This is a genomic window from Hyphomicrobium facile (assembly GCF_900116175.1).
GTDB classification, from domain to species: Bacteria; Pseudomonadota; Alphaproteobacteria; order Rhizobiales; family Hyphomicrobiaceae; genus Hyphomicrobium_B; species Hyphomicrobium_B facile.
The window spans coordinates 1,147,527-1,164,126 of sequence record NZ_FPCH01000001.1 but is presented as its reverse complement, the minus strand read 5'-3'; the positions used below and the strand labels follow the sequence as shown (position 1 = coordinate 1,164,126).

Sequence of the window (16,600 nt, the reverse complement as noted above, 5' to 3'; positions counted from 1 at the left end):
CGTCGCTGCGACGGAACGCCCGCCCTCGCAACACGAGCCTGTTCCACGCGGAACAGCGGCGAGGGCCCCGCCGCATCACACGAGATCATCCGCGACCCAAAGCCAACCCGGCTCGGGCTTTCCGGCAAAATTCTCGCGTTCGAATAAATTCAGGGAGACGGCGATGGAATTGAAGCGAATCAAATTCACGGCGCGCGCGTGTGTCGTTCTTTCACTTGTCGCGGTCGCGCATCCGGCATGGGCAGTCGATCGCCCGATCGACAAGTTGGGGATCTCCGCACCCGTCGCGAAGGCCAGTCTGCGGAGAGCGACACTCGGCAAGACGAAGCAGTTGCCAGCGTTGACTGCAGGTAACCTTCGAAACCTCAACAGCCGTAGCCGAGCACAGAGGCCGACCCTGGTCCAACAAGCGCTCGCCATTGCATCCACCGCACGCGCCGGTAAAACCGGATCTGAAGCCGAAACCCTTCTTGATCAGCGTACGTCATGGCGCTCGCGCTTCACATCGCCATCCATGAAAGACGCAATCGGCAAACTTCGCGAGGCCGCCGGCTTTCGCTGAACATAAAGCGCTGGAAGACCCGGCGCTGAGTCGATCCCGCATCTCTCCTGGTTCGTGCCGCGAAAAACCGCGGCACGGCCATGCTGGCTCGCGCTCCATCAATTAACAAAATTAATTGTTCGGCTTCCGCCGCTCCGATTTTGCCGCCCGAATTGTCGCCAGAATTACCGATGGGCGATTTATCCGGGCCAAATCGAATCTAATTGCTGCCCCGCAATATCCGCCTTGACCCTAAATTAATGATATCGCTTCAGCTTAACTCAAGATTGGAACAAGTGACGGAGACTGCTGAATTAATTGGCATTTCTGCCTGTTAATTAGGCTTCCCGCCTATCCGATTTGAAATGGGAATATCGCGCTGGTCTTCGGCGCGACGGGGAATGAAAGCTTTAGACATGTTGAATAGCGGGGACCACCTTCGCTCGTTCTCGCAGCTTGGAAAGCTCTATGCGGCCGATAACGACGGGCTTGCTCGCGCGTTCGCCGTGGCGATCATTTTCGGCATCGTCTCCTATCTGTCCATTTCCTATACTCAGAACGTTGACCGCATAGCGACCATCTGGCCGGCAAATGGAATAGCGCTCGCCGCAGTCATCCTCGCGAAACGGCCGTGGCGCCGGCACCAAATTCTCTTTCTTTGTTTCATTGCGAATATCGTCGCGAATATCGTCGCGCACCGCGAGTTGGCGACCAACATCGGCTTCGCGCTGACAAATACCCTCGAGACCTACGTTGCATTTCGCATAATCAACTTCAAAGAATCGAAGCCCTCTGAATTCCGCAGCCTCCGCTTCCTGATGTCGTTCTCGATCGCCGCAATTGCGAGTTCGACCATCGCGGCAATAGCTGCGGCCTTTGTCGCCGCGGCGACGTACGAAGCCGCCACGCTCCATGTGTTCACGTCCTGGTTCTTGGCGGATTTGCTGGGTTTGTTGACCGTCACTCCGGCGATCATCCGCCTTCGTCTGGCCCGCACGGCGCCCTCGTCGATGGCATCGAGCTGGGAAGTGTACGCGCTCTTCACGGCCCTCGCGATTACGATGGTTCTGGTTGTCGGCCTGTCTGAACGCTACCTCGCGTTCCTCATCATGCCAGTGCTCGTGCTGATCGCTTGCCGCCTCGGCCCCAATGCGACGTCGGCCGCGACGTTGCTGATGTCGGCTGTCGTTCTCATATGCACCGCCATCGGCCTTCAAAGTGCCGAGCAGCTCTCGCATCTCGCCGTGTTCACAGACGTCCAGATGACGCAGCTTCTGATCCTCACCGCGTTTCTGACGGTCATGCCGCTGGCCGAAACGATCGATTCCCAGTCGCGCCTGCAGGAGCGCCTATCGGCGGAAATCGCCCTGCGCGACGGGTTGAACGATCACCTTCAGACCCAGGAACAGGCCATTTCCGAACAGAAGGCCGAGCTCGAGAAGATGCACAACCGGTTGAAGGAGGCGATCGAAATCCTCCCCGAGGGCATCGTGATCCTCGATGCCGACAACCGGTATGTCGCCTGGAACAAAAAATATGCCCAGATTTATCATCGGGCCATCGACACGATCGTCGTCGGAGGCAGCCTCGAAGAAGCGGTGCGCATCGGCCTCGAGCGCCAGATGTATCCGGAGGCTTTCGGCCGCGAAGAAGCCTGGCTCGCCGAGCGTCTGAAGAACCTTCGCACACCCGCCCTTCCACACGAGCAGCTTCTCGACGATGGGCGTTGCTATCTGATCGAGGAATGCCGAACCAGCGAGGGCGGCCTGATCAGCCTGCGCATCGACATCACCGAGATGAAGCAGCGCGAAGCATCGATCCGGCTTCTATTCGAGAACAACCCCTTGCCGATGTTTGTCGTCAGCCGGGACAAGATGGCCATACTCGCCGTCAACAATGCCGCGGTTTCTCACTACGGCTACTCCCGCCGGGATTTCTCGCGTCTGTCGCTACGGGAAATTCAGAGCGGCGACCTCATTTTGCCGTTCGAAAGCAGCGTGCAGCATATTGGTCAGACCGACGATCCGCAGTCGTTCAAGCATTACCGCCGCGATGGACGCTCGATGGAAGTCGAAGTCTACGTCCGTCCGCTCGTGCATGAGGGCCGCGACGCCCTTCTAATCGCCGCCATCGATGTGACCGAACGCCGGAAGGCGGATCGCAAGGCGGCCTACATGGCCCGCCACGACGCGTTGACGTCCCTCCCCAATCGTCACTTGCTTGCCGAGCGCATGCAGCTTGCGATGGCCCGGGCGAAACGCGGCGACCGCATGGCGCTTCTCTTGCTCGACCTCGACAATTTCAAAGTCGTAAACGACACGCTCGGCCACGCCGCCGGCGACGAGCTATTGCAGGTCATGGCCGATCGCCTGACGAAGACGCTTCGCGAAACCGATACCGTGGCGCGCCTCGGCGGCGACGAATTCGCGGTGTTGATTGTCGACCTCGATCATCCATCGAGCGCGACGAAGCTGGCCGAACGCCTGATCAGCATCCTCAGCGAGCCGGTACGCATCGGCACGAAGGACGTGATCTGCGGAGGCAGCGTCGGCATCGCGATGGCCCCGGATCATAGCTGCGATCCGATCGAACTCTTCCGCCTCGCCGACCTCGCGCTCTATGCAGCCAAGGAAGATCAAAGAGGCACGTACCGGCTCTTCGAGCGCGAACTCGACGCCAAGGTCAAGGCGCGCAATCTTCTCGAAACCGAAGTGCGCGACGCCATCAACAACAACGAATTCGAGCTCCACTACCAGCCGATTTTCTGCGTACAGACGATGACGGCCGTCGGCGCCGAAGCGCTGTTGCGCTGGCGGCACCCCCGCCTCGGCCTTGCCTCCCCCGCCGACTTCATTCCGATCGCCGAGGAAATCGGCATGATCGCCGACCTGGGAGCGAAGGTCCTGCGCCAGGCATGCAAGGAAGCAATGGCGTGGCCCGACCAGACGAGCGTGTCCGTCAACGTCAGCGCCATTGAGCTGGAAGCGGAAAGCTTCGTCGACACCGTCAAGACGGCCCTCGCCGAATCCGGCTTGCCGAGCCACCGCCTCATAATTGAAGTCACTGAATCGACCATCATGAAGGACGTTCAGCTCGCGACCCATATTCTGCGGCAGGTCTGCGATCTCGGCGTCGAAATCGCGATGGACGACTTCGGCACGGGCTACTCCTCGCTCAGTTCGCTGACCAAAGTCCCCTTCCAAAAGATCAAGATCGACCGGTCCTTCGTCCGCGATCTCGCGATCTCGATGGAAGCCCGCGCCATTCTTTCGACCATCGTCGAACTGGCTCGGACCCTCGGCATGCGGACGACGGCTGAAGGCGTTGAAACGGCCGAGCAGTTCGAGATCGTCAAGGACTACGGCTGCACGTTGGCGCAAGGCTTCCTGTTTCAGAAGGCGCAGCCCGCCGACGTCATACGCGAAATTCTCCGCGCAGAACCGGACACCCGCCAGAATGCCGCCTGACACCGGAAACGGTGTCGGCAAAATGACAAGACCTGAACATCGATTTTCGATCCACGACAGGGCCCGGCCCTGCTCACGTCGCGCGATTTCTGTACCGGCCTATCATCCAAATGGATGATATCCAGCCGCGTTCGCCGCTGCTACGTATACCGTATTGCATCTACCTATGTATTCTAGCGTAATATTGCACGAAGGCCGTCCTTGGCAGGGTTTTATGACAATGCCAGAGGCGGCCTTCTTGCGTTCATAGGCGACATCTACGAATTCGCCATCGAGCCGGATCGGCAGCCTCGCCGCAAGCCGTTGGCTCAATTGTCCAAGTGTGCGTTTCTCTCGGCGGCAGCGTTGAGAGCCGTCGCGCCTGAATGGACCGGAACGCGCCGTGTGCTGCAGTTAGCGCGAGCGATGTAAACCTTCACGCCGTCCGCCCTGACGCCTGCGACGGCTTCGCCCGCAAGCACGGCAGACTCAACACGCTCGCAGACGTCGCGCGCCATCCACTGGATCCGGATTACGCCATTCGCGAGCGTTGCAACGAGCAGCGAACGATTGTCGAGGGCGACGGGAATTTCACGCGATGCGGGATGTTCCGGCTTTACCGGAAGGCTCGCCGTCCCGCCTGCGGACGCGACGAGAACGACGGAGGCAATGACCTTAGACGCCGTAGAACCAAACATCACATACTCCTCTCACTCGAAGCGCACTAAGCACCATGAGAGGCCGGCATCCGCCAACCACGCGGCCGTCGGATTCCCACACAAATCGAATAGTACACAGGCTCCTGTGTAAAACCTCGCGTCATGCCCGCCACGTTTCGAACGGCACGCGAGCCGACGCAAATAAAAACCCGGCCTCTCGCGAGACCGGGGCAATTCTCTCAGACTTGCGCGGCGTTAGTCGCAGTAGCGGTATCCATGGCGCCAGTAGCAAGGGCCGTAAGCATCAGCCGCTGCGGCACCAACGATAGCTGCGCCAATGCCGAGTGCAATCCAGCGGCCATTGTGCCAATAGCCACGGCCGCGATGATGACCGTAACGGCCACGGTCGTAACCGCCGTGAGCGTAATGCCGCCCGCCGTAGCCATGACGCGGACCTGCATCAGCTGTCGTGGAGATCGTTGCGAGCGGCAAAGCAGATGCAAGCGCGGCAGCAATACCGATATATTTTCTCATCGTGTTCCTCCAACTTGGCGGGATGCTCCCGCGAGTTCGTAGTCGACCAACACCTGCGAACGCGATTTGGTTTCAAACCGGCGCGATGTGTCGTGCTCGAATTTGCATATGGAGGCGATTAAAGAGCCATTTCAGATGGCTATACGTCACCGCGGTATCGGCGCCGAATTGCAATTCCATTCCTCCGGTATTCACATTCCGCTGCGGCTTTATTCCAACTCGCCGCTTGCCGGGAATGTGCTCGGAAAGATGCCTCGTCTCAGTACCGGCGGTACCGCCCGTAATAGCGAGGCCGATCAGGCCTTCCGTTACCGCAGGCCCAACTTCTCGTACCGCTCTCGCAGCCGTAACGTTGAAGCAGCTCGGCGTCGCGAGCGCTTATCGGGCCTCCGGCGCGCGCATTCGAGCGGGCCGCCTGTAACTCTGCTGCTTCCCCACCGCCGCCGGCATAGGCCGGAACCGCTGCCGCAAACATGGCCATACCGGCCGCTATCGCTATCAATCGAGACATCGCATGACCTCCAGGCTTCAAACCTTAAGTTGGAAGTCGCTCGAACAATTCAAGCGCCGCGCCGGATGACAAAATTCTTCCGGCCGGGCCTGCCATAATGATAACGTAAACAAACGATCCTCACGCTGACGGTTTTTGGGTTGCGCACCGCGGCTATGCCGCCAAGGGAGATCGGAAAATGTTCGGACCTGTCATCCCGATCGTATTACTCATTTACATTTTCGTATGCCTGCGCATCCTTCGCCAATACGAGCGAGGCGTTGTTTTCGCGCTCGGCAAATTCGCAGGCGTTCGAGGGCCGGGATTAATTTTCCTTTTGACCCCGTTTCAAACGATGACGCGCGTTTCGCTCCGCACCGTCACGATGCAAATTCCGTCACAGAAAATCATCACCAAGGACAACGTATCGATCGATATCGCGGCCGTCGCCTACTACCATATTTCCGATCCCGAGAAGGCGGTCATCGCGATCGAGAATGTCTACGAGGCGATCAATCAGATCAGCCAGACGACCGTCCGGAACGTCGTCGGCCGCTTCTCGCTCGATCAGCTCCTGGCGCAAACGACGGACGTCAACGAGCTGATCAAGGAAGTCATCGACACGCACACCGTGCCGTGGGGCACAGTCGTCACGGCAGTGGAAATCAAGGACATCTTCCTCCCCGACAACATGCAGCGCGCGATGGCGAAAGAGGCCGAAGCGGAACGCGAACGCCGCGCCAAGATCGTCGCCGCCGAAGGGGAATTCCAGGCCGCAGTGAGGCTCGGCGAGGCCGCCGACATCATCACTCAGCATCCGGTCGCCCTGCAATTGCGAACGCTGCAGACGATGGCCGAGATCGCGACCGAGAAGAATTCGACCATCATCTTCCCAGCGCAGTTCATGACCACGGTGCAAGAGGCACTGTCGACATTGAAGCCGGCGCCGAAATCCGAAGAGGTACTCGCCCGGCCCAACGGCGATGATGCAAAGCCGATGTGAAATCACCCGGCAATCGGTAAACGCCAATTCACAACAACGGCGCGGAACCTGAGAACCCGCTCGGCGTTGCCCGAGACCGCACGTCCGCAGGCGGCCGCGAAGGTTGATGGTAAGGAGATGGCTTAATGACGGATACCATCCTCGTATTTTACGGTTCCTATCGAAGCGACCGGATGGGCATCCGCCTTGCAGACTTCATCGTTTCCGAACTCCGCGCGCGAGGCCATGACGTCGAACTCATCGACGCCAAGGCGGTCGGCCTGCCGATGCTTGATCGAATGTACAAGGAATATAAGCCGGGGTCCGCGCCGCCCGCGATGGAAGAACTCGCGCAGAAGATCAAAGCGGCCCATGCCTTTGTATTTGTGACGGGAGAATACAATTGGGGAATGCAGCCGGGTCTGAAAAATCTCACCGACCATTTCCTGGAGGAGTGGTTCTGGCGTCCGGCGGCAATAGCCAGCTATTCCGCAGGCCGGATCGCTGGCGCAAGATCGAGTTTTACCTGGCACGGCACACTGTCGGAGATGGGAATGGTCGTCATCTCCTCAACCCTCGCGGTTGGACCGATAGCCCAGACGCTCAACGATAAAGGTGAGCCGCTCGGCGAACCGGGAGCCGCGCTCAAGAAATCATTCCCACGTTTTGCGGATGACCTCGCATGGTGGACAGAAGCCGCCCGATCCCAGCGCACGCGGAAATCACCGCCCTACTGATCGCTCATCTCGGGCTTTGAAGCGGTGAATGCGTCGGCCGCCGCGAGCGCGTCTGTCAATTCAGTGAAAAGTTTTACGTGCGACTCGGAAGGATCAGCTCCCGCGATCCATCCTTCCGGCAGGCGAACGAAGTTATTGATGTTGGTGGTGAGCCCGGTTGGGATCGAACCAACGACCCTCTGATTAAAAGTCAGATGCTCTACCGCTGAGCTACGGGCCCTTTTAACGCACCAAATCAATAACTTGGACGAAAGAATTCCGTCCGGCGCCATTCCGGCCCATGCCTCGCCGCAGCCCTCGAAAGGATGCGGCGCGTCCAGCGCCGAAGCGAGCTTATAGAAACGGTACTCGGAACCCGCAACCCTCATTCCACCAGCTCTTCTGACGGATGGTCGCAGCCCTGCATAAACGTGGGTGGCTCGCACTCGGCTTGAGCGGTATACACAGCGAACAAGTCGCCTCGCCTTTTCGGCGCTCGCGACCGGCATCGAACAGGAATTGCCATGGCTGACCCCGAAGCCCTCGCCGAAATTGAACAGCGCATCGCGATCATCCGCGACAATCTTCGCGAGCTTGTCGAGCAGGCCGCTGGCTATTCAGGCGCAGCCGATGACGAACTCAATTCCGATCGGATCGCAACCCAGCAAGCTCAACTCGACGCCCTTCTCAAGGAGCGAGACGCCCTGCTCAAGAAAAAGTAGCCCTCGCTTCGCATTCATCGATTGACCTGACCCGCTACCCCTCCCGCTAATCCGCAGCGCGCCGCCGGCCTCCTTCTGTGGCCGCGTGCTCGCGCACCGCTTTTGAAGCATCGCGAACATGCCCAATCGGCTAAAGGCCATTCTCTTGATGTGCACGGCGGTGACGCTGTTCGCCGCCCTCGACACGGCAGCAAAGTATCTCTGCACGACGACGGCCATTCCGGTTTCGCAAATCGTCTGGGTCCGTTTCGCGGGCCAGGTCTTGTGCATGGCGCTCGTGCTGGGTCCGGCGACGATCCCGAAGCTCTTCAAGACGAAAAATCTGACACTTCAGCTGACCCGGTCGACGCTCATGCTCGTGACGACCATCTGCAATTTCATTGCAGTCACTTATCTGCGGCTCGACCAGACGCTTTCGATCACGTTCTTGACGCCGCTGATCGTTGCAGCACTTGCCGTCCCCCTGCTTGGCGAACACATCGGCTGGCACCGCGCCGCGGCGATTTTCGTCGGATTCCTCGGTGTTCTCGTCGTCGTGCGGCCGGGCGTCAGCACGGTGCATCCCGCGTTCATCGCAGCGTTTCTCTCGACGCTCGCCTACTCCCTGCTGATTATCGTAACTCGTCGTCTTTCGGAGTTCGACACCTCGCTCGTGACGCTGTTCTACGGAACCGTCGTCGGAACCATCGTCTCAGCCCCGTTCGCCATCAGCGAATGGCTATGGCCGGACAGCATTTCGATGTGGGTTCTGCTGTTGGCGCTCGGCGCACTCGGCGGCGGCGGTCACTACCTGATCATCCAGGCCTACAAGCACGCGCCGGTCTCGGCCGTGACGCCGTTTCTCTATTTCGAGCTCATCAGCATGATCACGCTGAGCTACGTCGTGTTCGGCGATCAGCCGGACCGGTGGAGCTTCGCCGGATCGCTCGTCATCGTCATGTCGGGACTTTACCTGATCCATCGCGAACGCATCGCGCACCGGGAGAGCCTTATGGCTCTTGAGCCGTTGGAGCAGCGGTGATGCGCGCCTTCGTCTCCGCCGCCCATGCATCGAAGCGGCCGTCGTCGATCGCCGACCGCATCGCCGCCATCAGGTCCTGATAGAAGACGGTGTTGACCCACGACAGGATCATCGCGCCGAGATATTCGCCCGACTTGATCAGGTGATGAATGTAGGCGCGGGAATACTCGCGCGCCGCCGGACACGAACTCAGCGCGTCGAGCGGAGACGGATCCTCGGCATGCTTGGCATTGCGCATGTTGACCGGACCGTTCCACGTAAAGGCATAGCCGTGCCGGCCGTTCCGCGTTGGCATCACGCAGTCGAACATGTCGACGCCGAGCCGGACGGATTCGATCAGATCGAGCGGCGTCCCGACGCCCATCAGATAGCGCGGCTTCCCCGCCGGAAGATGCGGCAGCGTCTCGCCGAGCGTCGCGATCATGGCCTCATGCCCCTCGCCGACCGCGAGCCCGCCGACCGCGTAGCCGGGAAAATCCATCCCGACCAGTGCCTCCGCCGACCGCCGGCGAAGCTCCACATCCGTACCGCCTTGCACGATGGCGAACAGCGCTTGCCCCGGCCCCGCACCGCCTGACGCAAGTTGCATCTCGAACGCGCGTTTCGACCGCTCGGCCCAACGAAGCGACAATTCCATCGCCCGCTCGACCTCCTTTCGCTCAGCCGGAAGCTCGATGCATTCGTCGAACTGCATCTGGATATCGGAACCGAGCAGACACTGGATCTCAATCGAACGTTCCGGCGACAGCATGTGCCGCGAGCCGTCGATATGCGATTGGAAGGCGACGCCCTCTTCCGTGATCTTGCGGATCTTGCCGAGGCTCATCACCTGGAAGCCACCCGAGTCGGTGAGAATAGGCTTCTCCCAGCGCATGAACTTGTGCAGGCCGCCGAGCTTCGCGACGCGCTCCGCGCCTGGGCGCAGCATCAGATGATAGGTATTGCCGAGCAGAATATCGGCACCCGCGTCCCGCACCTGCTCCGGGTAAAGCGCCTTGACGGTCGCGACGGTGCCGACCGGCATGAACGCTGGCGTGCGGATAACGCCGCGCGGCGTAACGATCTCGCTGCGGCGCGCATTGCCGTCTTGGGTGAGAAGGCGAAAGCCGAATGCCGGCGAGGGTTTCTCAGTCACGTGTTCCGTGGTCGCAACGTTCATTGATCTCAATTCAAAAAACAGTGACCGCCGGCAAGGCGATTGAACCCCGGCCGGCGGCAATACTGAATGCTTCTCTTACTTCCCGATCTTCTCGACGACGCCCTTGCCGGGCTCGACGATGAGCTTGCTGAAGTTCGGCGCCGCATCGCTATGCACCAGATCCAGCGTCGGAGCGCCCGTCGTGATGAAGGCGTTGATATCCTTCGCCACCGTCTCCGCCGCCGACCATTGGATGTTGTGGCCGATGTCGGTCTCCTGGGCTCCGGATGCCGGCAGCGGCAGCTTGCCATATTCCTTCCAGTAGAACGTTAAGCCCGACTTGGCGGCAGCCGCTTTGAGGGCCGCTTTGATCTCATCCTGATCCTTCGCCAGATAGATGCTGTCCTGCGTTGCCCACATCACGAGGGTCGGCACCGACATGCTCTCTAGTCGCGCGGTATTGTCCTGCGCGAGAAGCCCTTTCGTCGCGCCGATCCACGTGCCGAGCTTCGTCTTCGCCGTCTCCGGCGTGTAAGGCTCGAGGAACGAGGCCTCAGCAGCCGGATCGATGGTCCAGTTTGCCGCAATCCACTCGCTAGCCTTCGGGTCGGCATCGAGAGGCGTCAACTCGTAGACATCCGCCGGAAACGCCTTGCCTTGTGCCTCGAGCGACTTCTTCCAGGCCCCTTCGATGGTCTGGTTCAAAACGAAATCGCCAAGCGCCGCATTGCCGACGCTCTTCGCGCCCGTCGCATTCAAGATCGCGTGCCCGACCATCTCGGGATGCGTGAGCGCGATCTCTTGCACCACGAACGAACCCATCGAATGTCCGGCGAGATCGGCTTTGTGAATGCCCTTCTCGTCCATGAAGGCGATCACATCGCCAGCGAGATCCGACATGCGATAGCAGGCCTCCGGAGCCGCCGCGCACGTCTTGGCGTCGGGCATGCTGCTCTGGCCATGGCCGCGCAAATCAACCGCGATGATGCGGAGCTTGGGATCGAGCTTGTGCAGCGCGTCCATCGTCAGCATCCAGGACCGCGCGCTATCGGTCAAACCGTGGATGAGAATGACGGGCTTGCCGTCGGCTGGCCCGACTTCGACGTACGCCATGTCGATGCCCGTCGGCAGCTTTTGCACGCAGCGCGGAACATTGACCGAAGTGCAAGCCTCGTCGGCCTTTGCAACGTTCACTGAAAAAGGAACGAGTGGTGCCGCCGCAAACCAAGCGAGTGCCGCGAAGGCCCGTGTAATGCCGGTTATCGATGTCATGGAAACACCCAGCTGTCTGATGATGCGACGCAATGAGCGGCTTCGACCGGATCGCGCGGTCCTTCCTCGCTGCCGGTCCTGCTATATCAGCCGGGGGTGCGGAATAGAAGCGAAGCGTCGCCGTAGGAATAGAACCGGTAGCCGGAGCGGATCGCATGGCCGTAGGCCGCGCGCATGGTCCCAAGGCCCGCGAATGCCGACACGAGCATGAACAGCGTCGAGCGCGGCAGATGGAAATTCGTCATCAGAATGTCGATGGCCTTGAAGCGATAGCCGGGCGTTATGAAAATCGCCGTCTCGCCCGACCAGGGCGCGATTGCGCCGTCGTCCTTCGCCGCGCTTTCGAGAAGACGGAGCGACGTCGTGCCGACGGCCACGATCCGCCCGCCGCGCGCCTTGACGTCGTTGAGCGCCGAAGCGGTTTCCGGCGAAACCTCCCCCCATTCGGAATGCATCACGTGTGCGTCGGTATCGTCCGCCTTGACGGGAAGAAACGTGCCGGGTCCCACATGCAGCGTCACGAAATGGCGCGAGATTCCCCGCGCATCGAGCGCCGCCAGCAGCTCGGGCGTGAAATGCAGGCCGGCCGTCGGCGCGGCAACCGCGCCCTCCTTGCTGGCATAAACCGTCTGATAGCTTTCGCGGTCGCGAACATCGCTCTCCCGCTTCAGCGCAATATAGGGCGGCAAGGGCATCAGCCCGACAGCCTTCACCGCCTCGTCGAGAGCCGCGCCCGTCAGATCGAACGCAAGCTCAACCTCGCCCGCTTCGCCTTTCGCTGAAACCGTCGCGTCCAGCGCGCCGAGCATGCAGCTATCTTGCGAATGGCCGAAGTGCACGCGGTCGCCCGACTCGAGACGCTTCGCCGGACGCGCAAAAGCTCGCCACGAATTTTCGCCCGTCCGCTTCGTCAGATTGAAATCGACCTTGGCCCGCGTCTCGCCGCGGATGCGGACACCCGTAAGCGCCGCCGGAATAACCTTCGTATCGTTGAACACGAGAGCATCACCCGGACGCAGCAGGCTCGGCAAATCGCGTACGCTCCGATCCGCGAGATCGGCGTCGTCGCGTGCGCAACTGCCTTGAACCGGATGCACGACGAGAAGGCGCGCAGTATCGCGCGGCTCCGCGGGATAAAGCGCGATGGCGCTGTCGGGCAATTCAAAATCGAAAAGATCGGTACGCATCAAAAGACTTTAGATGAGCAGCTCAGCGCTTGGCGAGCGCCTCCGCAATGGCGAGAAGAGCGACGAGCAGCCAGCTGAGGATCATCAAGCTCCCGCCGACGGGCGCCAGCATCTGATACGTCGCATCGTTCGTGAACGTATGAAACGCGATCTCGCCCGTGAAGAGTGAAGCCGCAAAGAGCATCAGAAGCGCCGTCGCACCCCAGAGCTTCCGCCAGACCGCACGCAGCGCAACGGCAAAAATCCCGACCGACGCAGCAGCATGCAGCGTCAGCATGTTCGCCGCCGTTCCGAGCGCCGGACTGTCGACCTTATGCGCGGCCGCTGCGGCAAGCCCGACGCCCGCGGCACCCGCGAGACCGGCCCATACCAGAATGAGAAAAGGCGCGCTTGAGAGCGCGCCTTGACCGTTGTTGCCGATGTCGCGCATCAGGCTGCGTCCGCTGCGACGCGAACCTTGACCATCTTGTCCGGGTTCTGCGGCGGCTCGCCCTTGGCGATCTTGTCGACGTTGTCCATGCCGTCGATCACCTTGCCCCATACCGTATACTGCTTGTCGAGGAACGTCGCGTCATCGAAGCAGATGAAGAACTGGCTGTTCGCCGAATTCGGGTTCGCCGATCGCGCCATGGAGCAAACGCCGCGCACGTGCGGCTCGGCGTTGAACTCGGCCGGCAGGTTCGGCAGATCCGAGCTGCCAGTTCCGCGTCCCTGCGGACAGCCGGTCTGCGCCATGAAGCCAGGGATGACGCGGTGGAAAACGATGCCGTCGTAGAAGCCGTTACGAGCGAGCGTTTTGATACGCTCGACGTGCTTCGGCGCGAGATCGGGGCGCAGCTCGATCGTAACGGGCCCTTTCGTTGTCTCGATGACGAGCGTGTTTTCCGGATCTTTGATTTCGGCCATGAGACCATCCTTTCTTGAAGTCTTCTCTATCCCTGCGTCCCCCCGGAACATCGCCAGGGATATGGGAAGTATCGGAAATTATTGCACGTAGACTTTCTGCATGACGTCCGGGTTGGTTACCGTTCCGGAACCCGGTGCGCCGCGCTTGATCAGATCGACGAACTCCATGCCTTCGACCACCTGGCCGAAAATCGTGTAGCTGCCCTTGAGGCTCGCGCAGCCGATGCTGTTGAAGCAGATGAAGAACTGGCTGTTCGCGGAATTGGGGTCAGACGTGCGCGCCATCGCGACGGTGCCGCGCTTGAACTCTTCATTCGAGAATTCAGCCGGAAGATCGGGAAGCTTCGAGCCGCCTGCGCCCGTTCCCGTCGGATCGCCGGTCTGGGCCATGAAGTCATCCATGACGCGATGCCACTTGATGCCGTTGTAGAAGCCCTGATTGGCGAGCGTCTTGATCTGCTCGACGGTCTTTGGCGCGAGATCGGGCCGGAGCTGAATGACGACCTTGCCGTTCTTGAGCTCGATGACGAGCTTGTCGCCAGCGGCGCGCGCCGGCATGTCTCCGAACGCAGTCATTGCGAGCAACGACGCGAGAATTACCGAAAGAAGTCTGACCATTGGCGCTCCTCGTGGATTTATGATTTCGCCGGCGTTTCCATTTGCCGATCACGGCCATCCGATGTGGCGGCGGGCAGTGTTGCCGCCCTTATGGCGATTTGACGGCTGACCCGCAAGTGACCGCTTGGCCAACTGGCGTCTTACCGAGGCACCGAGCTACGGCCGGAGCTTCATACCCCGCGAGCGGCCCGCGGGCTTGCCCTCCGGCGGCGGAGGCTCCACCCGGGATGCTTTTAATAATGACGCATCGTCGAGCGTCGCAAGCAGATGCCGGGCAAGGTCCTGGACGATGCCGGCCGGAGAAACCATTACCCCTTCGCGAACGAGCCGCGCGAACTGCTGATCGCGATGCGGACCGCGGCCAATGCCGCCGCCTTTCGCAACCACCCGGTGCCACGGAACGAGGTCGCGTTCATCTTCGGAAAGCTGAGACAGCATCGTGACTGCGAGAGGCGCCGGAATGCCCGTCTCCGCCGCAAGGCACTCCGCCGTCGTAACGCGGCCGATGGGAATTTTGCGAAGAAGCGCCAGTAGCTCGGCTTTTGATCGTGGGGCCATGACGTCGGCCTATCGCGTTTTCGGCCCTTTTGCCTTGAGACGCTTCAGCACGGCTTTCGACACGAATGGCGACGGATCGCCTCCCATCGATGCGACGGCGCGAACGAGGTTCGCAGCGATATGCCGGACGGACGGCGAAGCCGCCACATAGACAGTCTGAATCTCCGGCGCCATTTCGCCGTTCATGCCCGCCATCTGCATTTCGTAATCGAAGTCGGTCCCGTCGCGAAGGCCGCGGATGATGATCGACGCCTTGTTGGCGCGCGCCGCATCGACCGCGAGCCCGGAGAACGTAACGATCGCGATCTCCGTCTTCGTCGCCTCGGCGATCGAGCGCACTTCATCTTCGAGCATCGCCACGCGCTCGGCTTCGTCGAACATCGGAGCCTTGCCCGGATTGACGCCGATGCCGATGACGAGCTTGTCCAGAAGGCCCGCCGCGCGCCGGATCACGTCCGTATGCCCGAGCGTCACTGGATCGAAAGAACCGGAATAGAAGCCGATACGGATCATGGGAGCCTTCGCAATTCAGGAAACTCCTGAATAGCGTCGGCCGTGCGAATTGCCCAGGGGGATCGGCAAGCAACGCGCATTCTTCGATGGATAGGATGAATGACTCGGCGGGACGGGCGACGACGCGCTATTCCCGCGCCACCCTATCAATCCGGATTCGATTTCAGGAAGTCCACGATATCCTTGCGCGTCTTGATGTCGGAAATACCGGTAAACGGCTTCATGCTGTTGTTCGGCACGACGCTTTCTGGATTGGCAATGAACTTGTCGACCGTGCCTTCGTCCCAAGTGACGTTGGCTTCCTTCATGGCGGGCGAATAATTGAAGCCTTCGACGGAACCGGCCTTTCGCCCGACGACGCCGTGAAGGCTCGGCCCCAGGCGGTTATCGTCCTTCTTCCACGAATGGCATGTCCGGCAGTTGTTATTGAACACTTCGGCGCCCGTGGCGTCGATTGCAATATCGGAATCGGCCGCAAATGCCGCCGGAGCGAAAGCAAAGGACAGCACGCCCAATCCGATAAGAAGAATACGCACGAGACCTCCTCCCATGGCGATTAGGAATTCGCCGGGTTAAATTGGCTTTTTGCAGCGGTTCTTGTGCATTGAACGCAAAAAACCCCGGCAGTGTTCCCGCCGGGGGCTTCATCAAATCAATGTTCGAATGTTTTGAGCGGGCTTGGCGTCAGTTGGCCTTCGGCGGATCCGATGGATGCGTCGCGTCTTTTGCCTTGTCGAGAGCTTCGCGAGCCTCCTCCTTGGCCTTTTCAAGTACAGGCCCTGCCGCCTCCTTTGCGGATTCGTAGGCTTCCTTCGCGGCTTCCTTGGCCTTTTCGTAAGCGGGGCCCGACTTGTCGCGGAGCTCGTCGCTCTTGTCGGCTGCCCGCTGCAGCCAGCCGATCGGCGGATTGGCGCGCTTATACGCGGGCGCAGCTGCCAGCGAGTCCATTGTCGCCGACGGCATCGTGACGTTGACCTTGCCGCCGGCCGCTTCGATACCGAGCGACGGCAGGCTGACGGCGACCTTCTTTTCGCCGACGCCGAGCAACCCGCCGACGCCGATGATCACGCCGACGATTTTGTTGTCGCTGTCGACAACGAGGTCTTCGATGTCGCCGACGATCTTGCCGTCCTTGTCGTGAACGTTCGCTCCGAGCAGGCGGTCCCTGGCGAGATATTCCGTCGGCTTCTGTTCGGCGAAAAACGTATCGTCGGCGAGGGCCGGCATCGCGCCGGCGATCAGCGCGCCAAGCGCCAGAGCAACAATCTTAGCGGTCATTTCATCTGTCCTTTCGGGC

18 protein-coding genes and 1 tRNA gene are annotated in these 16,600 nt (G+C 60.6%); 6 read left to right on the top strand and 13 right to left on the bottom strand.

From position 1 onward, the window contains the following. Positions 1-163: 163 nt before the first annotated feature. Complete coding sequence (locus BM399_RS05665) at positions 164-562, top strand: hypothetical protein (protein ID WP_092865344.1); 399 nt, start codon at positions 164-166, stop codon at positions 560-562. A gap of 395 nt (positions 563-957) precedes the next feature. Then, complete coding sequence (locus BM399_RS05660; RefSeq protein ID WP_210186949.1) at positions 958-4,008, top strand: bifunctional diguanylate cyclase/phosphodiesterase; 3,051 nt, start codon at positions 958-960, stop codon at positions 4,006-4,008. Positions 4,009-4,316: 308 nt separating this feature from the next. Here the strand turns inward: BM399_RS05660 and BM399_RS05655 are convergent, their stop codons facing one another. Together BM399_RS05655 and BM399_RS05650 are read right to left on the bottom strand one after the other, a co-directional pair. Continuing rightward, positions 4,317-4,685 carry a glycosyltransferase family 61 protein gene (locus BM399_RS05655; protein WP_092865338.1) on the bottom strand — a complete coding sequence of 123 codons (369 nt, stop codon included), beginning with the start codon at positions 4,683-4,685 and terminating at the stop codon, positions 4,317-4,319. Between the two features lie 216 nt (positions 4,686-4,901). Further along, positions 4,902-5,180, bottom strand: a complete 279-nt coding sequence (locus BM399_RS05650) for a hypothetical protein (protein WP_092865335.1) — start codon at positions 5,178-5,180, stop codon at positions 4,902-4,904. Positions 5,181-5,869: 689 nt separating this feature from the next. On the opposite strand from BM399_RS05650, the gene BM399_RS05645 reads away from it, so the two are divergent. After that, entirely contained in the window at positions 5,870-6,673 is an 804-nt protein-coding gene (locus BM399_RS05645) for an SPFH domain-containing protein (protein ID WP_092865332.1), read from the top strand. 125 nt (positions 6,674-6,798) lie between these two features. Then, complete coding sequence (locus BM399_RS05640) at positions 6,799-7,389, top strand: NADPH-dependent FMN reductase (RefSeq protein ID WP_092865329.1); 591 nt, start codon at positions 6,799-6,801, stop codon at positions 7,387-7,389. 145 nt (positions 7,390-7,534) lie between these two features. On the opposite strand, the gene BM399_RS05635 is transcribed toward BM399_RS05640, so the two are convergent. Continuing rightward, a tRNA-Lys gene (locus BM399_RS05635) sits at positions 7,535-7,609 on the bottom strand. Positions 7,610-7,892: 283 nt separating this feature from the next. On the opposite strand from BM399_RS05635, the gene BM399_RS05630 reads away from it, so the two are divergent. Next, entirely contained in the window at positions 7,893-8,090 is a 198-nt protein-coding gene (locus BM399_RS05630) for a hypothetical protein (RefSeq protein WP_092865326.1), read from the top strand. Positions 8,091-8,208: 118 nt separating this feature from the next. Then, the gene (locus BM399_RS05625) at positions 8,209-9,111 is read left to right on the top strand and encodes a DMT family transporter (protein WP_092865323.1); all 903 of its coding nucleotides are present in this window, start codon (positions 8,209-8,211) and stop codon (positions 9,109-9,111) included. Here the strand turns inward: BM399_RS05625 and tgt are convergent. The 10 genes from tgt to BM399_RS05575 form a co-directional block, all read right to left on the bottom strand. Continuing rightward, on the bottom strand, positions 9,080-10,270 hold the full coding sequence (tgt, locus tag BM399_RS05620; RefSeq protein ID WP_092865320.1) for a tRNA guanosine(34) transglycosylase Tgt: 1,191 nt from the start codon (positions 10,268-10,270) through the stop codon (positions 9,080-9,082). The genes BM399_RS05625 and tgt overlap by 32 nt on opposite strands. 75 nt (positions 10,271-10,345) lie before the next feature. Next, entirely contained in the window at positions 10,346-11,521 is a 1,176-nt protein-coding gene (locus BM399_RS05615; protein WP_092865317.1) for an alpha/beta fold hydrolase, read from the bottom strand. A gap of 86 nt (positions 11,522-11,607) precedes the next feature. Further along, positions 11,608-12,708 carry a tRNA preQ1(34) S-adenosylmethionine ribosyltransferase-isomerase QueA gene (queA, locus tag BM399_RS05610; RefSeq protein ID WP_092865314.1) on the bottom strand — a complete coding sequence of 367 codons (1,101 nt, stop codon included), beginning with the start codon at positions 12,706-12,708 and terminating at the stop codon, positions 11,608-11,610. 22 nt (positions 12,709-12,730) lie between these two features. Then, complete coding sequence (locus BM399_RS05605; protein WP_092865311.1) at positions 12,731-13,138, bottom strand: DUF423 domain-containing protein; 408 nt, start codon at positions 13,136-13,138, stop codon at positions 12,731-12,733. Then, positions 13,138-13,614 carry a peptidylprolyl isomerase gene (locus BM399_RS05600; protein ID WP_177228048.1) on the bottom strand — a complete coding sequence of 159 codons (477 nt, stop codon included), beginning with the start codon at positions 13,612-13,614 and terminating at the stop codon, positions 13,138-13,140. The genes BM399_RS05605 and BM399_RS05600 overlap by 1 nt, the downstream gene beginning before the upstream one ends. Before the next feature lie 78 nt (positions 13,615-13,692). Next, on the bottom strand, positions 13,693-14,232 hold the full coding sequence (locus BM399_RS05595) for a peptidylprolyl isomerase (protein ID WP_092865308.1): 540 nt from the start codon (positions 14,230-14,232) through the stop codon (positions 13,693-13,695). Positions 14,233-14,388: 156 nt separating this feature from the next. Next, positions 14,389-14,790: an MGMT family protein gene (locus tag BM399_RS05590; protein WP_092865306.1), complete on the bottom strand. Its 402-nt coding sequence runs from the start codon at positions 14,788-14,790 to the stop codon at positions 14,389-14,391. 9 nt (positions 14,791-14,799) lie between these two features. After that, positions 14,800-15,303: a pantetheine-phosphate adenylyltransferase gene (gene coaD / locus BM399_RS05585; RefSeq protein WP_092865303.1), complete on the bottom strand. Its 504-nt coding sequence runs from the start codon at positions 15,301-15,303 to the stop codon at positions 14,800-14,802. A 146-nt stretch (positions 15,304-15,449) separates the two neighbouring features. Then, positions 15,450-15,839, bottom strand: a complete 390-nt coding sequence (locus tag BM399_RS05580) for a c-type cytochrome (RefSeq protein ID WP_244531087.1) — start codon at positions 15,837-15,839, stop codon at positions 15,450-15,452. Between the two features lie 148 nt (positions 15,840-15,987). Further along, positions 15,988-16,581, bottom strand: coding sequence for a PRC-barrel domain-containing protein (locus tag BM399_RS05575; RefSeq protein ID WP_092865297.1), 594 nt, complete (start codon positions 16,579-16,581; stop codon positions 15,988-15,990). Positions 16,582-16,600 lie beyond the last annotated feature (19 nt).